The following is a 15,637-nucleotide window of genomic DNA, read 5'->3' on the forward strand; positions in this document are numbered from 1 at the left end:
AACGCAATGAGCGGATGCCGCACCGTTCGCCGTGCGCCGCGTCGCGCCGGTAAACTTGTGCCTCGTGTCTGAACCCACCGAAATCACCGAGGCGAGCGTCGATGCCGCCGTCGAGGCGGCCCTTGCGGCCATCGAGGCAGCATCCGACTCCGCAGCCCTCAAGACGGTCCGTACCGAGCACACGGGCGAGTCGTCTCCGCTCGCGCGCCTGAACGGTCTCCTGCGCAGCGTCCCCAACGACCAGAAGGCCGCGCTCGGCAAGCTCGTCGGTCAGGCCCGCGGCCGGGTGAACCAGGCCTTCGCCGCCCGCGAGTCCGCCATCGTCGAGGCCGAGGCCACTGCGCGCCTCGAGGCCGAGCGGGTCGACGTCACCGCCGCTGCGGTGCGCCAGTCCGCGGGCGCGCGGCATCCGCTCTCCCTTCTGCAGGACCAGGTCATCGATGTCTTCGTTGGCATGGGCTGGGAGATCGCCGAGGGACCGGAGCTCGAGAGCGAGTGGTTCAACTTCGACGCGCTCAACTTCGACGCAGACCACCCCGCGCGCGCGATGCAGGACACCTTCTTCATCGATCCGCCCGAGGCGCACCTCGTGCTGCGTACCCACACCAGCCCCGTGCAGGTGCGCACCATGCTCGAGCGCGAGGTGCCGATCTACGTGCTCGCCCCCGGTCGCGTGTTCCGCACCGACGAGCTCGACGCGACGCACACCCCTGTGTTCACGCAGTTCGAGGGCCTCGCCGTCGACAAGGGCCTCACCATGGCTCACCTGCGCGGCACCCTCGAGCACTTCGCCCGCACGCTGTTCGGCGACGGCGCCAAGATCCGCCTGCGTCCGAACTACTTCCCGTTCACCGAGCCGTCGGCCGAGCTCGACGTCTGGCACCCCACCTTCGTCGGCGGAGCCCGATGGATCGAGTGGGGTGGGTGCGGCATGATCAACCCCAATGTGCTCAAGGCAGCGGGCATCGACCCCGAGGTCTACTCGGGCTTCGCGTTCGGTATGGGCATCGAGCGCGCGCTCATGTTCCGCAACGACGTCGAGGACATGCGCGACATCGTCGAGGGCGATGTGCGGTTCAGCCAGCAGTTCGGAATGGTGGTCTAGTCGTGAGAGTTCCCCTGAGCTGGTTGGCGGAGTACGTCGACCTCGTTCCCGGTACGACGACGGGGTCGCTGCACGAGGCACTCGTGCGCGTCGGCTTCGAGGAGGAGGACGTGCACGACTTCGAGTTGAGCGGTCCGATCGTCGTGGGCGAGGTTCTCGAGTTCGTCGAGGAGCCGCAGTCCAACGGCAAGACCATCCGCTGGTGCCAGGTGCGCGTCGCCCCTGAAGGCGAGACCGCGGCTGACGGCGGCGACGCCGTGCACGGCATCGTCTGCGGTGCTGGCAACTTCTTCGTCGGCGACAAGGTCGTCGTGACGTTGCCCGGCTCCGTGCTGCCCGGACCGTTCCCCATCGCGGCCCGCAAGACCTACGGCCACGTCTCCGACGGCATGATCGCCTCGGCGCGGGAGCTCGGCCTCGGCGAGGAGCACGACGGCATCCTGCGGTTGGCGGAGCTCGATCTCGATCCCGCAGTGGGAGCGGATGCGATCAGCCTGCTCTCCCTCGACGACGCCGCCGTGGAGATCAACGTCACCCCAGACCGCGGCTACGCCTTCTCCATCCGCGGCGTCGCCCGCGAGTACGCCCACGCCACCGGTGCCGCCTTCCGCGACCCGGCGCTCGCCGGAGCCGGAAGCGGATCGAGCGCCTTCCCCGTCACCATCGCCGACGACGCCCCCGTGCGGGGTCGCGTCGGTGCGACGACCTTCGTCACCCGCATCGTGCGGGGCGTCGACCCGACCCGCCGTACCCCGGCGTGGATGATCGCCCGCCTGAAGCTGGCCGGCATCCGTTCGATCTCCCTCGTGGTCGACATCACCAACTACGTGATGCTCGAACTCGGTCAGCCGTTGCACGGCTACGACCTCGACACCCTCGTCGACGGCATCGTCGTGCGCCGTGCCCGCGCCGGGGAGAGCATCGTCACCCTCGACGAGAAGGAGCGCACGCTCTCCGACGAGGACCTTCTCATCACCGACGGAGCCGGGCCCATCGGCCTGGCCGGCGTCATGGGAGGAGCCCGCACCGAGATCGGCAGCGACACGGTGAACGTGCTCATCGAGGCCGCGAACTTCGACCCCGTGACGATCGCCCGCACCGCTCGCCGCCACAAGCTGCCGAGCGAGGCGTCCAAGCGCTTCGAGCGCGGAGTGGACCCGGCAGTAGCCGAGGTCGCAGCCGCCCGCGCAGCCCAGCTCCTCGCCGAGCTGGCCGGCGGCACCGTCGAGGATGCAGCCACCAGCACGGGCCAGGTGGAGCCTCGCGCCTCGGTCTTCCTGCCCGACGGCTTCGTCACCGGCCTCATCGGTGTCGACTACACGGACGACGAGATCCGCTCGGTGCTCGTCGAGATCGGTGCACTTGTCGAGCAGGCCGAAGGCGGGCTCGCCGTCACGCCGCCGAGCTGGCGCCCCGACATCGTCGGCAAGGCCGACCTCGCCGAGGAGGTCGCCCGCATCAACGGCTACGACCGAATCCCCGCCGTGCTTCCCGTCGCTCCTCCTGGCCGCGGTCTCACCCGCGCCCAGCGCCTGCGTCGCATCACCTCGAACGTGCTCGCGGGCAGCGGCCTCACGGAGGTCCTGGCCTACCCGTTCGTCAGTGCGACGGATGCCGCAGCCTTCTCCAGCCTCGAGGGCGAGATCGCCCAGCCCGTCAGGGTGGCGAACCCGCTCGACGGGGCTCGGCCGCTGCTGCGCACCTCGCTCCTGCCGGGACTCGCGGAGATCGCGCACCGCAACCTGTCGCGCGGCATCACCGACCTCGCGATCTTCGAGACCGGCCTCGTCACCCTGCCGACGGCATCCGGCACCTTCGGCAGCGCCACGCTGCCCGTCGGCAACGCCCGGCCCGATGCGGCCGTGCTCGCCGACCTCGATGCGGGAATCCCGCGCCAGCCGCGGAACGTCGCCGCGCTCCTCATCGGCAACGCCATCGTGCGCCAGCCGGGTCAGGCCCCCGTCGCCTGGGACTGGCAGGACGCGATCGGTGTGGCGCAGCGTCTCGGCACAGCCCTCGACGTCGAGCTCGTGATCGAGCAGGGCGTCCACCCGGCGTTCCACCCCGGCCGCACCGCGCGCATCCTCGCGGCCGGTGAGACCGTCGGCTTCGCAGGCGAGCTGCTGCCCGATCTCGCGGCATCCGCAGACCTGCCTCGCACAGTGGCGGCAGTAGAACTCGACCTCGACGCGCTCGTCCGCCTGGGCAGGTCCGAGATCCTCGCCCGACCTGTGCAGACCAAGCCCGCGGCGACGCAGGACCTCTCGCTCGTGGTGGCGACGGACGTTCCGGCCGGTGCGATTCGCGCCGCCATCGTCGAAGGCGCTGGAGAACTCCTCGAGGACGCCCGGCTCGTAGACGACTACCGCGGAGCCGGACTGCCCGACGGCACGAAGAGCCTCACGTTCGCGCTGCGCTTCCGTGCCGCCGACCGCACGCTCACGGCGGCCGAGGCCTCGGAGGCCAAGCTCGCCGGTGCCGCTCGCGCCACCGAACTGCACGGAGCGCACCTCCGCGACTGAGCCGGTCTCGCGCTACCGAAACTGCGCCGCGCGTCCGAAACCCCGGGAGCGCGGCTCAGTTTCACCAGCGCGGGCCTTCAGTTGGGCCTGAAGGGGCGCGTTCATCAGTCTCGTGCTGCGCCACGCCAGAATCTTGCGTCATTTGCAGGATTGTGTCGGCGACCGGTAGGGTCGCTCCATGCCCACCGCACAGCCCACCGTCTCGCGCACCGCGCGCGTGGGTTCCGTGCTGCCCCGACGCCGGGTCGAGCGCCGACTCTAGGCGACCTCGCAACGACGGTGAAGCCGTTCGTCGTGAGCGTCGCCGCATCAGCCTCGACAGCTCTCGACCCTAAGGTGGAATCATGACGTTCTCGGTCGCCGTCTCCGGCGCATCCGGCTATGCAGGTGGCGAACTGCTGCGCCTGCTCGCCTCGCATCCCGACTTCGAGGTGCGCACTGTCACCGCGCACCAGAACGCCGGCCAGAAGCTGGTCGCCGCCCAGCCGCACCTGCGCAGCTACGGCGACCTGGTGTTGCAGCCCACGACCGCCGACGTCCTCGCCGGCCATGACGTTGTGTTCCTCGCACTCCCGCACGGCAAGTCCGGCGAGGTGACGGAGCAGCTCTCGCCCGAGACCCTCGTCGTCGACTGCGGCGCCGACCACAGGCTCGAGAGCGCGACCGACTGGGCCGCGTTCTACGGCGGCGATCACTACGGCGCCTGGACCTACGGCGTTCCCGAGCTTCCGCGCGCGGCCGGCGACCAGCGCGCCGATCTCGCCTCCTCCCGGCGCATCGCGGCGCCGGGCTGCAACGCCAGCACAGTCGCGCTCTCCCTTGCGCCGGGCATCCTCGCCGGAGTCATCGAGGAGCAGGACCTGGTCTCGGTGCTCGCCGTCGGCCCGTCCGGCGCCGGGAAGAGCCTCAAGGTGAACCTGCTCGCGAGCGAGATCCTCGGGTCGGCGAGCCCGTACGCAGTCGGTGGCGGCCACCGGCACATCCCCGAGATCCAACAGGCGCTCCGGGCGGCCGGCGCGACAGCCCCCACCATCTCCTTCACGCCGGTCCTGGTGCCGATGTCCCGGGGCATCCTCGCCGTCAGCACGGCGCGCATCGTTCCGGGCACGGATGCCGCCGGCATCCGTCGTGCATGGGAGACGGCCTACGCCGGCGAGCCCTTCGTGCAGATGCTGCCCGAGGGTGAGCAACCGCGCACGTCAGACGTGCAGGGCGCGAACACGGCCCTCATCGGCCTCGCCATAGACGAGGCCGCCGGCCGCGTGGTCGTCACCACCGCCGTCGACAACCTCGTCAAGGGCACCGCCGGAGCCGCCATCCAGTCGGCGAACATCGCCCTCGGCCTTCCGGAGACCACTGGTCTCCCCGTGAACGGAGTCGCACCGTGACAGTCACAGCCCCCCTCGGCTTCGAGGCATCCGGAATCGCCGCAGGCATCAAGACCTCCGGCGCGCCCGACCTCGCCCTCATTGTCAACCGAGGTCCGTCGCAGCAGGCCGCCGTGGTGTTCACCAGCAACCGGGCGAAGGCCAATCCCATCCTCTGGTCGCAGCAGGTCATCGTCGACGGCGTGGCCAGCGCGATCGTGCTGAACTCCGGCGGGGCGAACTGCTTCACCGGTCCCCAGGGCTTTCAGGTCACGCATCGCACGGCCGAGGCCGTCGCCGAGGCGCTCGACGTGTCGGCAGGGGACGTCCTCGTCTGCTCCACGGGCCTCATCGGCGACCAGCTCGATGGCGAACTCCTGGCTGCCGGCGTCATGACGGCCGCCTCAGCGCTCAGCGTCGACGGGGGAGCCGATGCGGCGCGGGCCATCATGACGACGGACTCCAAGCCCAAGACCACGGTCGTGCAGCGCGACGGCTGGAGCCTCGGCGGCATCGCGAAGGGTGCCGGCATGCTCGCGCCGGGCCTCGCCACGATGCTCGTCGTCATCACCACGGATGCCGATCTCACGGCATCCGCCCTCGACGCGTCGCTCCGCTCGGCCACCCGCGTGACGTTCGATCGCCTCGACTCCGACGGCTGCATGTCGACCAACGACCAGGTGTCGCTGCTCGCCTCGGGTGCCTCGGGCATCACGCCCGACATCGAGGAGTTCACCGCTGCGCTCACCGAGGTCTGCCGTGATCTCGCCCTGCAGCTGCAGTCCGACGCCGAGGGTGCGAGCCACGACATCGCCATCGAGGTCGTCGGGGCCGCGAGCGAACTCGACGCCGTCGAAGTGGGGCGCTCCGTCGCCCGCAACAACCTGTTCAAGGCCGCGATCTTCGGCAACGATCCCAACTGGGGCCGCGTGCTGGCCGCCATCGGAACCACGAGCGCCACCTTCGACCCCTACAACGTCGACGTCTCGATGAACGGCGTCCGCGTCTGTTCGGAGGGCCGGCCCGACCGCTCGCGAGACGAGGTCGACCTCGCGCCGCGCGCCGTGCACGTTCTCATCGACCTGCAGGTCGGCGAGGCGCAGGCCACCATCTGGACCAACGACCTCACGCACGACTACGTGCATGAGAACAGCGCCTACGCGAGCTAGGAGGAGACGGATGACGCTCGAAGACACCGCCCCCGGGATCGCGCAGCAGTCCGCGGCCTCGAAGGCGCAGATCCTCATCGATTCGCTGCCCTGGCTGAAGCGCTTCCACGACCAGATCGTGGTGGTGAAGTTCGGCGGAAACGCCATGGTGAGCCCCGAACTGCAGCGGGCATTCGCCGAGGACATGGTCTACCTCCGCTACGCAGGCATCCGGCCCGTCATCGTCCACGGCGGCGGCCCGCAGATCTCGTCGATGCTCGATCGGCTCGGCATCGCGAGCGAGTTCCGCGGCGGCTACAGGGTGACGACGCCCGAGACCATGGACGTCGTGCGCATGGTCCTCTCCGGCCAGGTCAACCGCGAGCTGGTCAGTTCGATCAACGAGCACGGCCCGCTCGCCGCCGGTCTCTCCGGTGAGGATGCCGGTTTGTTCAGGGGGCGTCGCCGGGGAGCCGTCGTCGACGGCGAGGAGATCGACCTCGGACTCGTCGGAGACGTCATCGAGGTCGATCCTGCCGCCGTGCTCGCGCAACTCGACGCCGGGCGCATCCCGGTCGTCTCCTCGATCGCTCCCGATGTCGATGCTCCGGGGCAGTCTCTCAACGTGAACGCCGACTCCGCCGCGGCATCGCTGGCGATCTCTCTGGGCGCCGCCAAGCTTGTGATCCTCACCGACGTGGCCGGTCTCTACCGCGACTGGCCCGACCGCGAGTCCCTCGTCTCAGTCATCGGCGCCCCCGAGTTGCGCGACCTGCTCCCCACCCTCGAGTCGGGCATGATCCCCAAGATGACCGCCTGTCTCGACGCCGTCGACGGCGGAGTGGCCAAGGCGGCCATCATCGACGGGCGCGAGCCGCACGCGATCCTGCTCGAGATCTTCACTCAGAGCGGCATCGGCACGGAGGTGGTCCCCGCATGAACGCCTGGCACGATCGTTTCCACCAGTCGATGATGGGCAGCATGGCGACCCCGCTCGGCATGCTCGACCGCGGCGAGGGCTGCTGGGTCTGGGACATGGACGGCATGAGCTATCTCGACTTCCTGGCCGGCATCGCCGTCAACTCGCTCGGTCACGCGCATCCGGTGTTCGTCGCGGCGGTCTCGGCGCAGGCCGCGCGGCTCGCCCACGTCTCGAACTACTTCGCCACCGAGCCGCAGGTCGCCCTCGCCGAGCGGCTCAAGCGCATCACGGGAGCTGGAGAGCGCGGCCGCGTCTACTTCGGCAACTCCGGGGCCGAGGCGAACGAGGCGGCGTTCAAGCTCGCCCGCCTGCACTCGTCGCAGCACTCCTCGCCGCCGCGCACGCGCATCATCACACTCGTCGACTCCTTTCACGGACGCACCATGGGCGGGCTCGCGCTCAGCGGCAAACCGGCCATGCGGGAGGACTTCCAGCCCGTGCCCGGGGGAGTCGAGCACATCGCCCCCACCCTCGAGGCGCTCGAGCAGGCGATCGACGGTACCGTCGCGGCACTCTTCGTCGAGCCCATCCTCGGAGAGGCCGGCGTGCGCCCGCTGCCCGACGGCTACCTCGAGCGCGCCCGCGAGCTCACCACGCAGCACGGGGCGCTGCTCATCATCGACGAGATCCAGACCGGCGCAGGGCGCACAGGTCGCTGGTTCGGGTTCCAGCATGCCGGGATCGTTCCGGATGCCGTCACGCTGGCCAAGGGCATCGGGGGAGGGTTCCCCATCGGCGCCCTCGTCACCTACGGCGATGCGTCCGAGCTGTTCGGCCCAGGTCAGCACGGCAGCACCTTCGGCGGCAACCCCCTCGCCACCGCGACGTCCAACGCCGTTCTCGAGGAGATCGAGTCCACAGGGCTCGTGGCCAACGCCGAGCTGCGCGGTCAGGAACTGCGTGCGGCCATCATGGGCATCGGCTCTCCGCTGGTGACGGGTGTCCGTGGGGCCGGCCTCCTGCTCGGTATCGCCCTGTCCGAGCCCGTGGCGCCCGAGGTCGTCGCGGCCGCGCTCCGCGAGGGCCTCATCATCAACGCCCCCAATCCCCAGAGCATCCGCCTCGCCCCGCCGCTCATCATCGGCGACACCGAGATCGCGGAGTTCACCGCTCGTTTCACCCGCGCTCTCGAGAGCGTCCGTCCCGCCACCGCGAAAGAGACCCCATGACCCGCCACTTCCTCCGTGACGACGACATCACCCCGGCCGAGCAGGCCGCCATCCTCGATCTCGCGGTGGAGCTGAAGCGCGACCGCTACGCCGTGAAGCCCCTGGCCGGGCCGCAGACCGTCGCCGTCATCTTCGACAAGTCGTCGACCCGCACCCGCGTCTCGTTCGCGGTCGGGATCGCCGACCTCGGTGGATCCCCACTGATCATCTCCACTGCGAACAGCCAGCTGGGCGGCAAGGAGACCCCGAGCGACACCGCACGCGTGCTCGAGCGCATGGTCTCGGCCATCGTCTGGCGTACCTACGGCCAGGCCGGACTCGAGGAGATGGCGGCCGGGACGACGGTCCCCGTCGTCAACGCACTCTCCGACGACTTCCACCCGTGCCAGCTGCTCGCCGATCTGCTCACGCTCCGCGAGCACAAGGGCGAGCTGGCCGGCCTCAGCCTCACCTTCCTCGGCGACGGCGCCAGCAACATGGCGCAGTCCTACCTGCTCGCCGGCGCGACTGCCGGCATGCACGTCCGGGTCGCATCCCCGGCGGGCTTCGAGCCATCAGAGCAGGTCGTGGCCGACGCGCGGGCCATCGCGGCGACCACCGGCGGGTCGATCACGGTGGGAGCGGATGCCGCGGCCCTGGTCGACGGCGTCGACGTCGTCGTCACCGACACCTGGGTGTCGATGGGCAAGGAGGACGAGAAGGCGGCGCGGGTCGCGGCCTTCGGCGAGTATCGGGTCGATACCGCACTCATGGCGCGCGCGGCGTCGGATGCCGTGTTCCTCCATTGCCTCCCGGCAGACCGGGGCTTCGAGGTCACCGCCGACGTCATCGACGGACCGCAGTCGATCATCTGGGACGAGGCGGAGAACCGCCTGCACGCGCAGAAGGCGCTCCTGGTCTGGCTGCTCGAGCAGAACGGAACCGACTGATGGCCGAGAAGCACGGAACCAACGAGGGTTCGCTCTGGGGTGCGCGTTTCGCCTCCGGTCCGTCAACCGAACTCCAGCTGCTCAGCCGTTCCACCCACTTCGACTGGCGTCTGGCCGGCTACGACATCGCGGGATCCCGCGCCCATGCGAAGGCCCTCGCGGCCGCCGGCTACCTCGGCGACGCGGAGCTGAATGCGATGCTCGCCGGCCTCGACACGCTGCTCGACCGTGTCGAGAGCGGCGATCTGACCGCCGCTCCGAGCGATGAAGACGTCCACGGCGCTCTCGAGGGTGCGCTCATCACAGTGGTCGGACCCGAGCTCGGCGGCAAGCTGCGCGCCGGCCGCAGCCGCAACGATCAGATCGCCACACTCGTGCGGCTCTACCTGCGTGACCACGCCGTGCGGATCGCCGAGCTCCTCATCGACCTGATCGACGCTCTCGCCGCCCAGGCCAGCGCCCACGATGGCGCGATCATGCCGGGCCGCACCCACCTGCAGCACGCCCAGCCTGTGCTGCTCGCCCACCATCTGCTCGCGCACTGCTGGCCGTTCGTGCGCGACCTCGAACGGCTCGCCGACTGGGCGCGCCGAACGGATGCGTCTCCCTATGGCTCCGGTGCCCTCGCCGGCAACACCCTGGGCCTGGACGCCGCGCTCGTCGCCCGCGAACTCGGCTTCTCCCGCGTGGTCGAGAACTCGATCGATGGCACGGCGAGCCGCGACGTCGTCGCCGAGTTCGCGTTCATCACCGCGCAGATCGGAGTCGACCTCTCCCGCATCGCCGAGGAGATCATCCTCTGGAACACCCGCGAGTTCGGCTTCGTCACCCTCGATGACGGCTACTCCACGGGGTCGTCGATCATGCCCCAGAAGAAGAACCCCGACATCGCCGAGCTCGCTCGGGGCAAGGCCGGGCGCCTCATCGGCAACCTGACGGGTCTCCTCACCACGCTCAAGGGCCTCCCGCTCGCGTACAACCGCGATCTGCAGGAGGACAAGGAGCCGGTCTTCGACTCGGTCGACACCCTCGAGGTCCTGCTGCCGGCCTTCACGGGCATGGTCGCCACCATGCGATTCGACACAGACCGCATGGCAGAGCTCGCACCGCAGGGCTTCTCTCTCGCCACCGACATCGCGGAATGGCTGGTCAAGCAGCATGTTCCGTTCCGAGACGCCCACGAGTTCTCGGGATCCGTCGTCGCCTATGCCGAGGCCAACGGCCTCGACCTGCACGAGGTTCCCGACGATGTGCTCGCCGGCATCTCGCTGCATCTCACCCCCGCCGTGCGCGAGGTGCTCACTGTCTCCGGCTCCGTCGGCAGTCGCACAGGCCTCGGCGGCACCGCCCCCGAGCGCGTGGCGGAACAGCTCGCGACGCTGACCGCTCGAGTGCGCTCGCTCGCCGAGGGCCTGACGCCCACCCGGGCCTAGCCCCGTGGTGCTCGACCGCGCCGCCCTGTCCCGAGACGCGGTCGAGCTCGCACCAGAGCTGCTCGGGGCCCTCCTCACCCACAGCACGAGTGAGGGCGACGTGACTGTTCGGCTCACCGAGGTCGAGGCCTATCGAGGCACCGGGGAGGATCCCGGTTCGCATGCCCATCGCGGCATGACCCCGAGAACCGCGGTCATGTTCGGTGAGCCCGGCCACCTCTACGCGTACTTCACCTACGGGATGCACACCTGCGTCAACATCGTGTGCTCACCAGCCGGGCCCGCATCTGCGCTGCTGCTCCGGGCCGGCGAGATCGTCGACGGCGTCGAACTCGCACGCAGTCGCAGGCCCTCAGCGGTGAGCGATCGCGATCTGGCGCGCGGTCCGGCGCGGCTCGCCAGCGCCCTCGGCATCCCTCTCGCCGAGAACGGAGCCGATCTCTTCTCCGAGCCCTTCGCCCTGCTGGCGTCGGATGCTGCGCCCGACGTGGCGAGCGGTCCGCGTGTCGGCGTCTCGGGCGCTGGCGGAGGTGCGGCGTACCCGTGGCGCTTCTGGATCCCGGGCGACCCGACGGTGTCGGTCTACCGTCGGCACGCGCGATCGCACGACTGATCGAGCGTGCCGATGCGCGAGAAGCGGCAGCGGCGAGCTCAGCTCAGGGCGAGGTGCACGATGGCGCCGCAGAGGCAGGCCCAGATCAGGCTGGCCATGGTGCCGATGATGAACCTCTCGCGAGCCTCGGACGACTCGAGTTCGGTGAAACGCCCGACGCCCTTCACGGCCACGACGATCGCCAGCCCCTCGGGGAACCCGGCGATGATCGTCGCGACGGTGGCGAAACGCTCAAGCACGCCGATCGTCTGGCCTCCGCGCAGGATCTCGCGTCCCGTCGCCGCTCCGTCGGAGCGGATGCCCTCGACGAGGATGCCGCCGTGCACGCCTGTGCGCACGCTGCCCTTGGTCGCGAGGTCGAGCGCCAGTACTGCGGCCGGCCCCCCACCGAACACCGCGAGGGTCATCGCCCCGATGACCACGACGATGGTGAGCAGCGGCTCGATCTGACCCGTCGCGAGCCAGGCGAGCACGAACGCAGCGGCGAGCGATCCCGCCGCGGCCCAGGTCATCACCCTGTCCGGGCGCAGGAAAGCGATGACGGCGAAGGTCGCCCCCGCGCCGAGCACGAGCACGAGCAGCAACCAGATGACGATGGTGACGGCGATCATTCGGTGGGGTCCGTTCCGTTCCGCGTCGCTGGCGACGCCTCTGCATCCAGTTCGGCCAGGAGATGCTCCAGGGAAGACCGGGCGTCGTCCTCGACCCTCCAGAGCGCAGCACGGAGGCGCTGGCTCACGGCGGCAGCCGATATCCCGAGTATGCCAGCCGCATCCTTCTGCGAGTGACCGGCGCGCATCAGATCCGCCACCTCCCAGCCCTGCTCCGAGCGTCGGGCGCGCGTGAGCAGGAGCATGCTGACGAGAGGCTCGATGATGGTGGCGCGCTCCACGGCGTCGGGGGCGCGCAGGGCGAACCTGGACTCGGCGCGCTTGGCCGCTTCGACGGCGTCTCGGGCTCCGATGAAGGCCGGCCCTGTGGCCTTTCGTGCGGCATCGGGCAGCGGAGTGCGCACCGAGCCGATCCCCAGCCCGATGCTCCAGTGCCCGGAGCGGGCGAGTGCTCCGACCATTGCCAGGGCCGTCGGTGCCGAGGTGGTGACGGCCTGGATCTCATCGCCGGCCGTCTGATCGACCGGGAGCACGAGTTCGTCCCCGAAGGCCGTCTCGAGCGCACGCATCGCCGCATCCGCCCGATCCACGTCGTGTCGGGAGTCGACCTGATCCGCTGTGATGACGAACATGAACTCTCCGATCTGAAGTCTGTAAGGTTACTCCAGTTCAATCAAGTTGTGAAGCTTATTTCATGGGCATGTAGCTTTCAGCCTTGATTCGTTCGCCGAGGCCCGCTGATAACCTTGCAGCGTGTCCGACCCAGCCATCCTCGCCGACCAGGCCAACGACCCGACCTTCTCCGACATCTGGGAGGAGCTCGTCTGGCGTGGGCTGGTGCATGTCTCGACCGACGAGAGCGAACTCCAGGAACTCCTCGCCGGTGGTCCCATCACGTTCTACTGCGGCTTCGACCCCACAGCGCCGAGCCTCCACCTCGGGAACCTGGTGCAGTTGCTCGTCATGCGGCGTCTTCAACTGGCCGGTCATCGTCCTCTTGGACTCGTCGGCGGCTCGACCGGCCTGATCGGCGATCCCCGCCCGACAGCCGAACGCACCCTCAACACCCGCGAGACCGTGACCGAGTGGGTGGGCTACCTGCAGGGCCAGGTCTCCCGCTTCCTCAGCGCCGAGGGCGACAACGGCATGCGCCTCGTCAACAACCTCGACTGGACGGCCCCGCTGTCGGCGATCGACTTCCTGCGGGAGATCGGCAAGCACTACCGCGTCGGAACGATGATCAAGAAGGACGCCGTCGCAGCCAGACTCAACTCCGATGCCGGCATCAGCTACACCGAGTTCAGCTACCAGATCCTGCAGGGGCTCGACTACCTCGAGCTCTACCGCAGCTACGGCTGCGTGCTGCAGACGGGTGGCAGCGACCAGTGGGGCAACCTCACGAGCGGCACCGACCTCATCCACCGCACGGAGGGGGTGAGCGTGCACGCCATCGGCACCCCGCTCATCACCAACAGCGACGGCACCAAGTTCGGCAAGAGCGAGGGCAACGCCATCTGGCTCGATTCGGCGCTGGTGAGCCCGTACGCCTTCTACCAGTTCTGGCTCAACACCGATGACGCCGATGTCATCAGCAGGCTCAAGGTGTTCACCTTCCTCGACCGCGCGGAGATCGGGCGTCTCGAGGCGCTCGTGGCGAGCGAGCCGTTCCGTCGCGAGTCCCAGCGCGCGCTCGCGCGTGCGGTCACGACCCTCGTGCATGGGGCGGATGCCACAGACAAGGCGATCGCCGCCGCCGATGCACTCTTCGGTCAGGGCGACGTGGCCGCACTCGATGCCGAGACGCTCGAGAGCGCGCTCCGTGAGCTGCCGAACACGACCACGTCTCCGACGGCGACGATCGTTCAGCTCCTGCTCGACACCGGCCTCAGCGGGAGCATCAGCGAGGCTCGCCGGGCGATCGCACAGGGCGGCGTCTCGGTGAACGGCGTCAAGGTGACCGATGACACGGCGTCCATCGGAGGCTCCACGCTGCCGTCGGGCATGGCCGTCCTCCGACGGGGCAAGAAGACCCTCGCCGGAATCTTCGTCCTCTAGCGCGTTCGGAGTTCGAACCGCATCAGCGCGGTAACCATTCCGCCGTGTCAGTGCCCCACGGATGCGGCCCGTCGGCGAACGCGTCCGGTGATCCATCGAACTGCGGCGCCGGTCGCACCGATCGCACGACCCCTGCCTCGGTCGCGAACTCCTGGACCTGATCTGCCAGGCCGGAGTCGGCATCGGCCCGCGGGATGCGCGGCAGGCTCAGGAGTTCGGAGGCCACGCGGGCGAGCGCGACCGACACCAGGTGGCTGCCGCCCTCGGCCCGTTGCCGTCGCAGCCGAGACATGATCCCCGCGGCCAGCAGGTAGCCGGCCGAGTGGTCGAGTGCCTGCGCAGGCAGTGCGCCGGGGGTGATCCCGTCCGCCGATTCGATCCACGAGATCCCGGATGCCGCCTGCACGATGCTGTCGAACCCCCGACGCCGCGCATCCGACCCCGAGAAGCCCCACGCCGACAGTCGTCCGATCACGATGCCCGGATGCCGCGCCGCGATGGCGGCAGGCGCGAGCCCCAGCTCGGTCAGGGAGGCGGGCCGATATCCGAGCACCACCACATCGGCGTCCGCGAGCAGGTCCTCGAACCGGAGTCGATCCGATGCGGCCGCGAGGTCCAGGAGGGCGCTGCGCTTGCCGGCCCCGGTGTCGAGATGCTGCCAGCCGATCTCGGGCAGGCCGGGGGAGTCGATGCGCAGGACGTCGGCGCCGAACAGCCCGAGGGTGCGGGTCGCCACGGGTCCGGCGATCACCCTGGTGAGATCCAGCACGCGGATGCCGCCGAGTGCCGCACCGCCGTCGTCCCACGCCCGCCGCTCTCCGCCGGCGATCACCTCGCTCTCCACCAGTGGTCGCCTCGCGGCTGTGCTGGCAACCCTGTCGTTCCGACCGCCAACGACGACGGCGATGCCCTCGGCGTTCGTGACGGCGTCGGCGATCTCGGCAGCCGACGACTGCGCGACCCGCTCACGCAGCTCGTCGGCGCCTGCATCGACATGCAGGCCGAGCGACGCCCGAAGCCGTTCCGCGTGATGGGGGTAGTTGCCGTGGGTGCGCACCCAGCCGTCGGATGCAGCCCAGAATCCCGAGAGCGGGGCCCACGCCGAAGGCGTCACACCATCGATGCGGAACCAGCGCTCGCTCGAGTACGCGGCGGCGATGCGCCGGGGGTCGGACAACACACGAGGGAGCGATCCCGTCCTGTCCTGCATGATGGCCGCGGCTTCGAGCGCCGCAGCGTCGACGCTGTCCTGGGCGAGAGACCCGACGGGGAGGTTCGACGGCAGGGGAATGGCGCTCTCAGGTTCCGAGACGGCCGCAGAGAGGGATTGGGCGTCGCCCAGATCCGCGAGAATCCGGGGGAGCAGCGGGCGTACTCGAGCAGGCCTCATATCGCCAGTATCCAGCCAAGCTGGGAGCGACACGCCCGGCGTGCGCAGCCGATTTGCGAGGTCCCCGGGTCCCACGTAAATTCTTACTCATCACCCCAAAGGTGCGGCAGAGCGGAACAGCTCGCCGGCCTCAAGTGGGGATCGAATCTTAGTCACGAAGTCCGCAACCTCGAGTTGCGAAACACGGCTTCGAAGCCTAAGATTGCAAGTCCCGGTCGCGGAGCTGAACAGCTTCGAAACGCGAGGATAACCACGTCTCAGTCGGCTCAATGAGCCGCATGAGAATCAGTGGTCACAACCGCGTGAAGATCGT

Annotated in this window: 13 protein-coding genes; 10 read left to right on the plus strand and 3 right to left on the minus strand. The window is 69.5% G+C overall.

Annotated elements, in window-relative coordinates; genetic code table 11:
- Nucleotides 1-64 precede the first annotated feature (64 nt).
- The 9 genes from pheS to AADV74_RS14160 all read left to right on the plus strand — a co-directional run bounded on the left by pheS (nucleotide 65) and on the right by AADV74_RS14160 (nucleotide 11,268).
- Entirely contained in the window at nucleotides 65-1,105 is a 1,041-nt protein-coding gene (gene pheS / locus AADV74_RS14120) for a phenylalanine--tRNA ligase subunit alpha (RefSeq protein WP_342115105.1), read from the plus strand.
- Nucleotides 1,106-1,107: 2 nt separating this feature from the next.
- Entirely contained in the window at nucleotides 1,108-3,627 is a 2,520-nt protein-coding gene (gene pheT / locus AADV74_RS14125) for a phenylalanine--tRNA ligase subunit beta (protein WP_342115107.1), read from the plus strand.
- 344 nt (nucleotides 3,628-3,971) lie between these two features.
- Nucleotides 3,972-5,015 carry an N-acetyl-gamma-glutamyl-phosphate reductase gene (gene argC / locus AADV74_RS14130; RefSeq protein WP_342115109.1) on the plus strand — a complete coding sequence of 348 codons (1,044 nt, stop codon included), beginning with the start codon at nucleotides 3,972-3,974 and terminating at the stop codon, nucleotides 5,013-5,015.
- Nucleotides 5,012-6,163, plus strand: coding sequence for a bifunctional glutamate N-acetyltransferase/amino-acid acetyltransferase ArgJ (argJ, locus tag AADV74_RS14135; RefSeq protein WP_342115111.1), 1,152 nt, complete (start codon nucleotides 5,012-5,014; stop codon nucleotides 6,161-6,163). Before argC ends, argJ begins: the two co-directional genes overlap by 4 nt.
- A 10-nt stretch (nucleotides 6,164-6,173) precedes the next feature.
- Nucleotides 6,174-7,082, plus strand: coding sequence for an acetylglutamate kinase (gene argB, locus AADV74_RS14140; protein ID WP_342115113.1), 909 nt, complete (start codon nucleotides 6,174-6,176; stop codon nucleotides 7,080-7,082).
- Nucleotides 7,079-8,293 carry an acetylornithine transaminase gene (locus tag AADV74_RS14145; protein ID WP_342115115.1) on the plus strand — a complete coding sequence of 405 codons (1,215 nt, stop codon included), beginning with the start codon at nucleotides 7,079-7,081 and terminating at the stop codon, nucleotides 8,291-8,293. Before argB ends, AADV74_RS14145 begins: the two co-directional genes overlap by 4 nt.
- The gene (gene argF / locus AADV74_RS14150; protein ID WP_342115117.1) at nucleotides 8,290-9,222 is read left to right on the plus strand and encodes an ornithine carbamoyltransferase; all 933 of its coding nucleotides are present in this window, start codon (nucleotides 8,290-8,292) and stop codon (nucleotides 9,220-9,222) included. The genes AADV74_RS14145 and argF overlap by 4 nt, the downstream gene beginning before the upstream one ends.
- Complete coding sequence (gene argH / locus AADV74_RS14155; protein WP_342115119.1) at nucleotides 9,222-10,655, plus strand: argininosuccinate lyase; 1,434 nt, start codon at nucleotides 9,222-9,224, stop codon at nucleotides 10,653-10,655. The genes argF and argH overlap by 1 nt, the downstream gene beginning before the upstream one ends.
- A gap of 7 nt (nucleotides 10,656-10,662) precedes the next feature.
- Nucleotides 10,663-11,268, plus strand: a complete 606-nt coding sequence (locus AADV74_RS14160) for a DNA-3-methyladenine glycosylase (RefSeq protein ID WP_342115209.1) — start codon at nucleotides 10,663-10,665, stop codon at nucleotides 11,266-11,268.
- A gap of 38 nt (nucleotides 11,269-11,306) precedes the next feature.
- On the opposite strand, the gene AADV74_RS14165 is transcribed toward AADV74_RS14160, so the two are convergent.
- Together AADV74_RS14165 and AADV74_RS14170 are read right to left on the minus strand one after the other, a co-directional pair.
- Entirely contained in the window at nucleotides 11,307-11,879 is a 573-nt protein-coding gene (locus AADV74_RS14165) for a hypothetical protein (RefSeq protein ID WP_342115120.1), read from the minus strand.
- Nucleotides 11,876-12,511, minus strand: a complete 636-nt coding sequence (locus AADV74_RS14170; protein ID WP_342115122.1) for a SatD family protein — start codon at nucleotides 12,509-12,511, stop codon at nucleotides 11,876-11,878. Before AADV74_RS14170 ends, AADV74_RS14165 begins: the two co-directional genes overlap by 4 nt.
- 121 nt (nucleotides 12,512-12,632) lie before the next feature.
- Here AADV74_RS14170 and tyrS point away from each other — a divergent pair, with 121 nt between their 5' ends.
- The gene (tyrS, locus tag AADV74_RS14175) at nucleotides 12,633-13,934 is read left to right on the plus strand and encodes a tyrosine--tRNA ligase (RefSeq protein WP_342115124.1); all 1,302 of its coding nucleotides are present in this window, start codon (nucleotides 12,633-12,635) and stop codon (nucleotides 13,932-13,934) included.
- A gap of 22 nt (nucleotides 13,935-13,956) precedes the next feature.
- Here tyrS and AADV74_RS14180 read toward each other — a convergent pair whose 3' ends face one another.
- Nucleotides 13,957-15,324: a CoA transferase gene (locus AADV74_RS14180; protein WP_342115126.1), complete on the minus strand. Its 1,368-nt coding sequence runs from the start codon at nucleotides 15,322-15,324 to the stop codon at nucleotides 13,957-13,959.
- Nucleotides 15,325-15,637: the final 313 nt, after the last annotated feature.

This window comes from Leifsonia stereocauli (assembly GCF_038432415.1).
Classification (GTDB): Bacteria; Actinomycetota; Actinomycetes; order Actinomycetales; family Microbacteriaceae; genus Orlajensenia; species Orlajensenia stereocauli.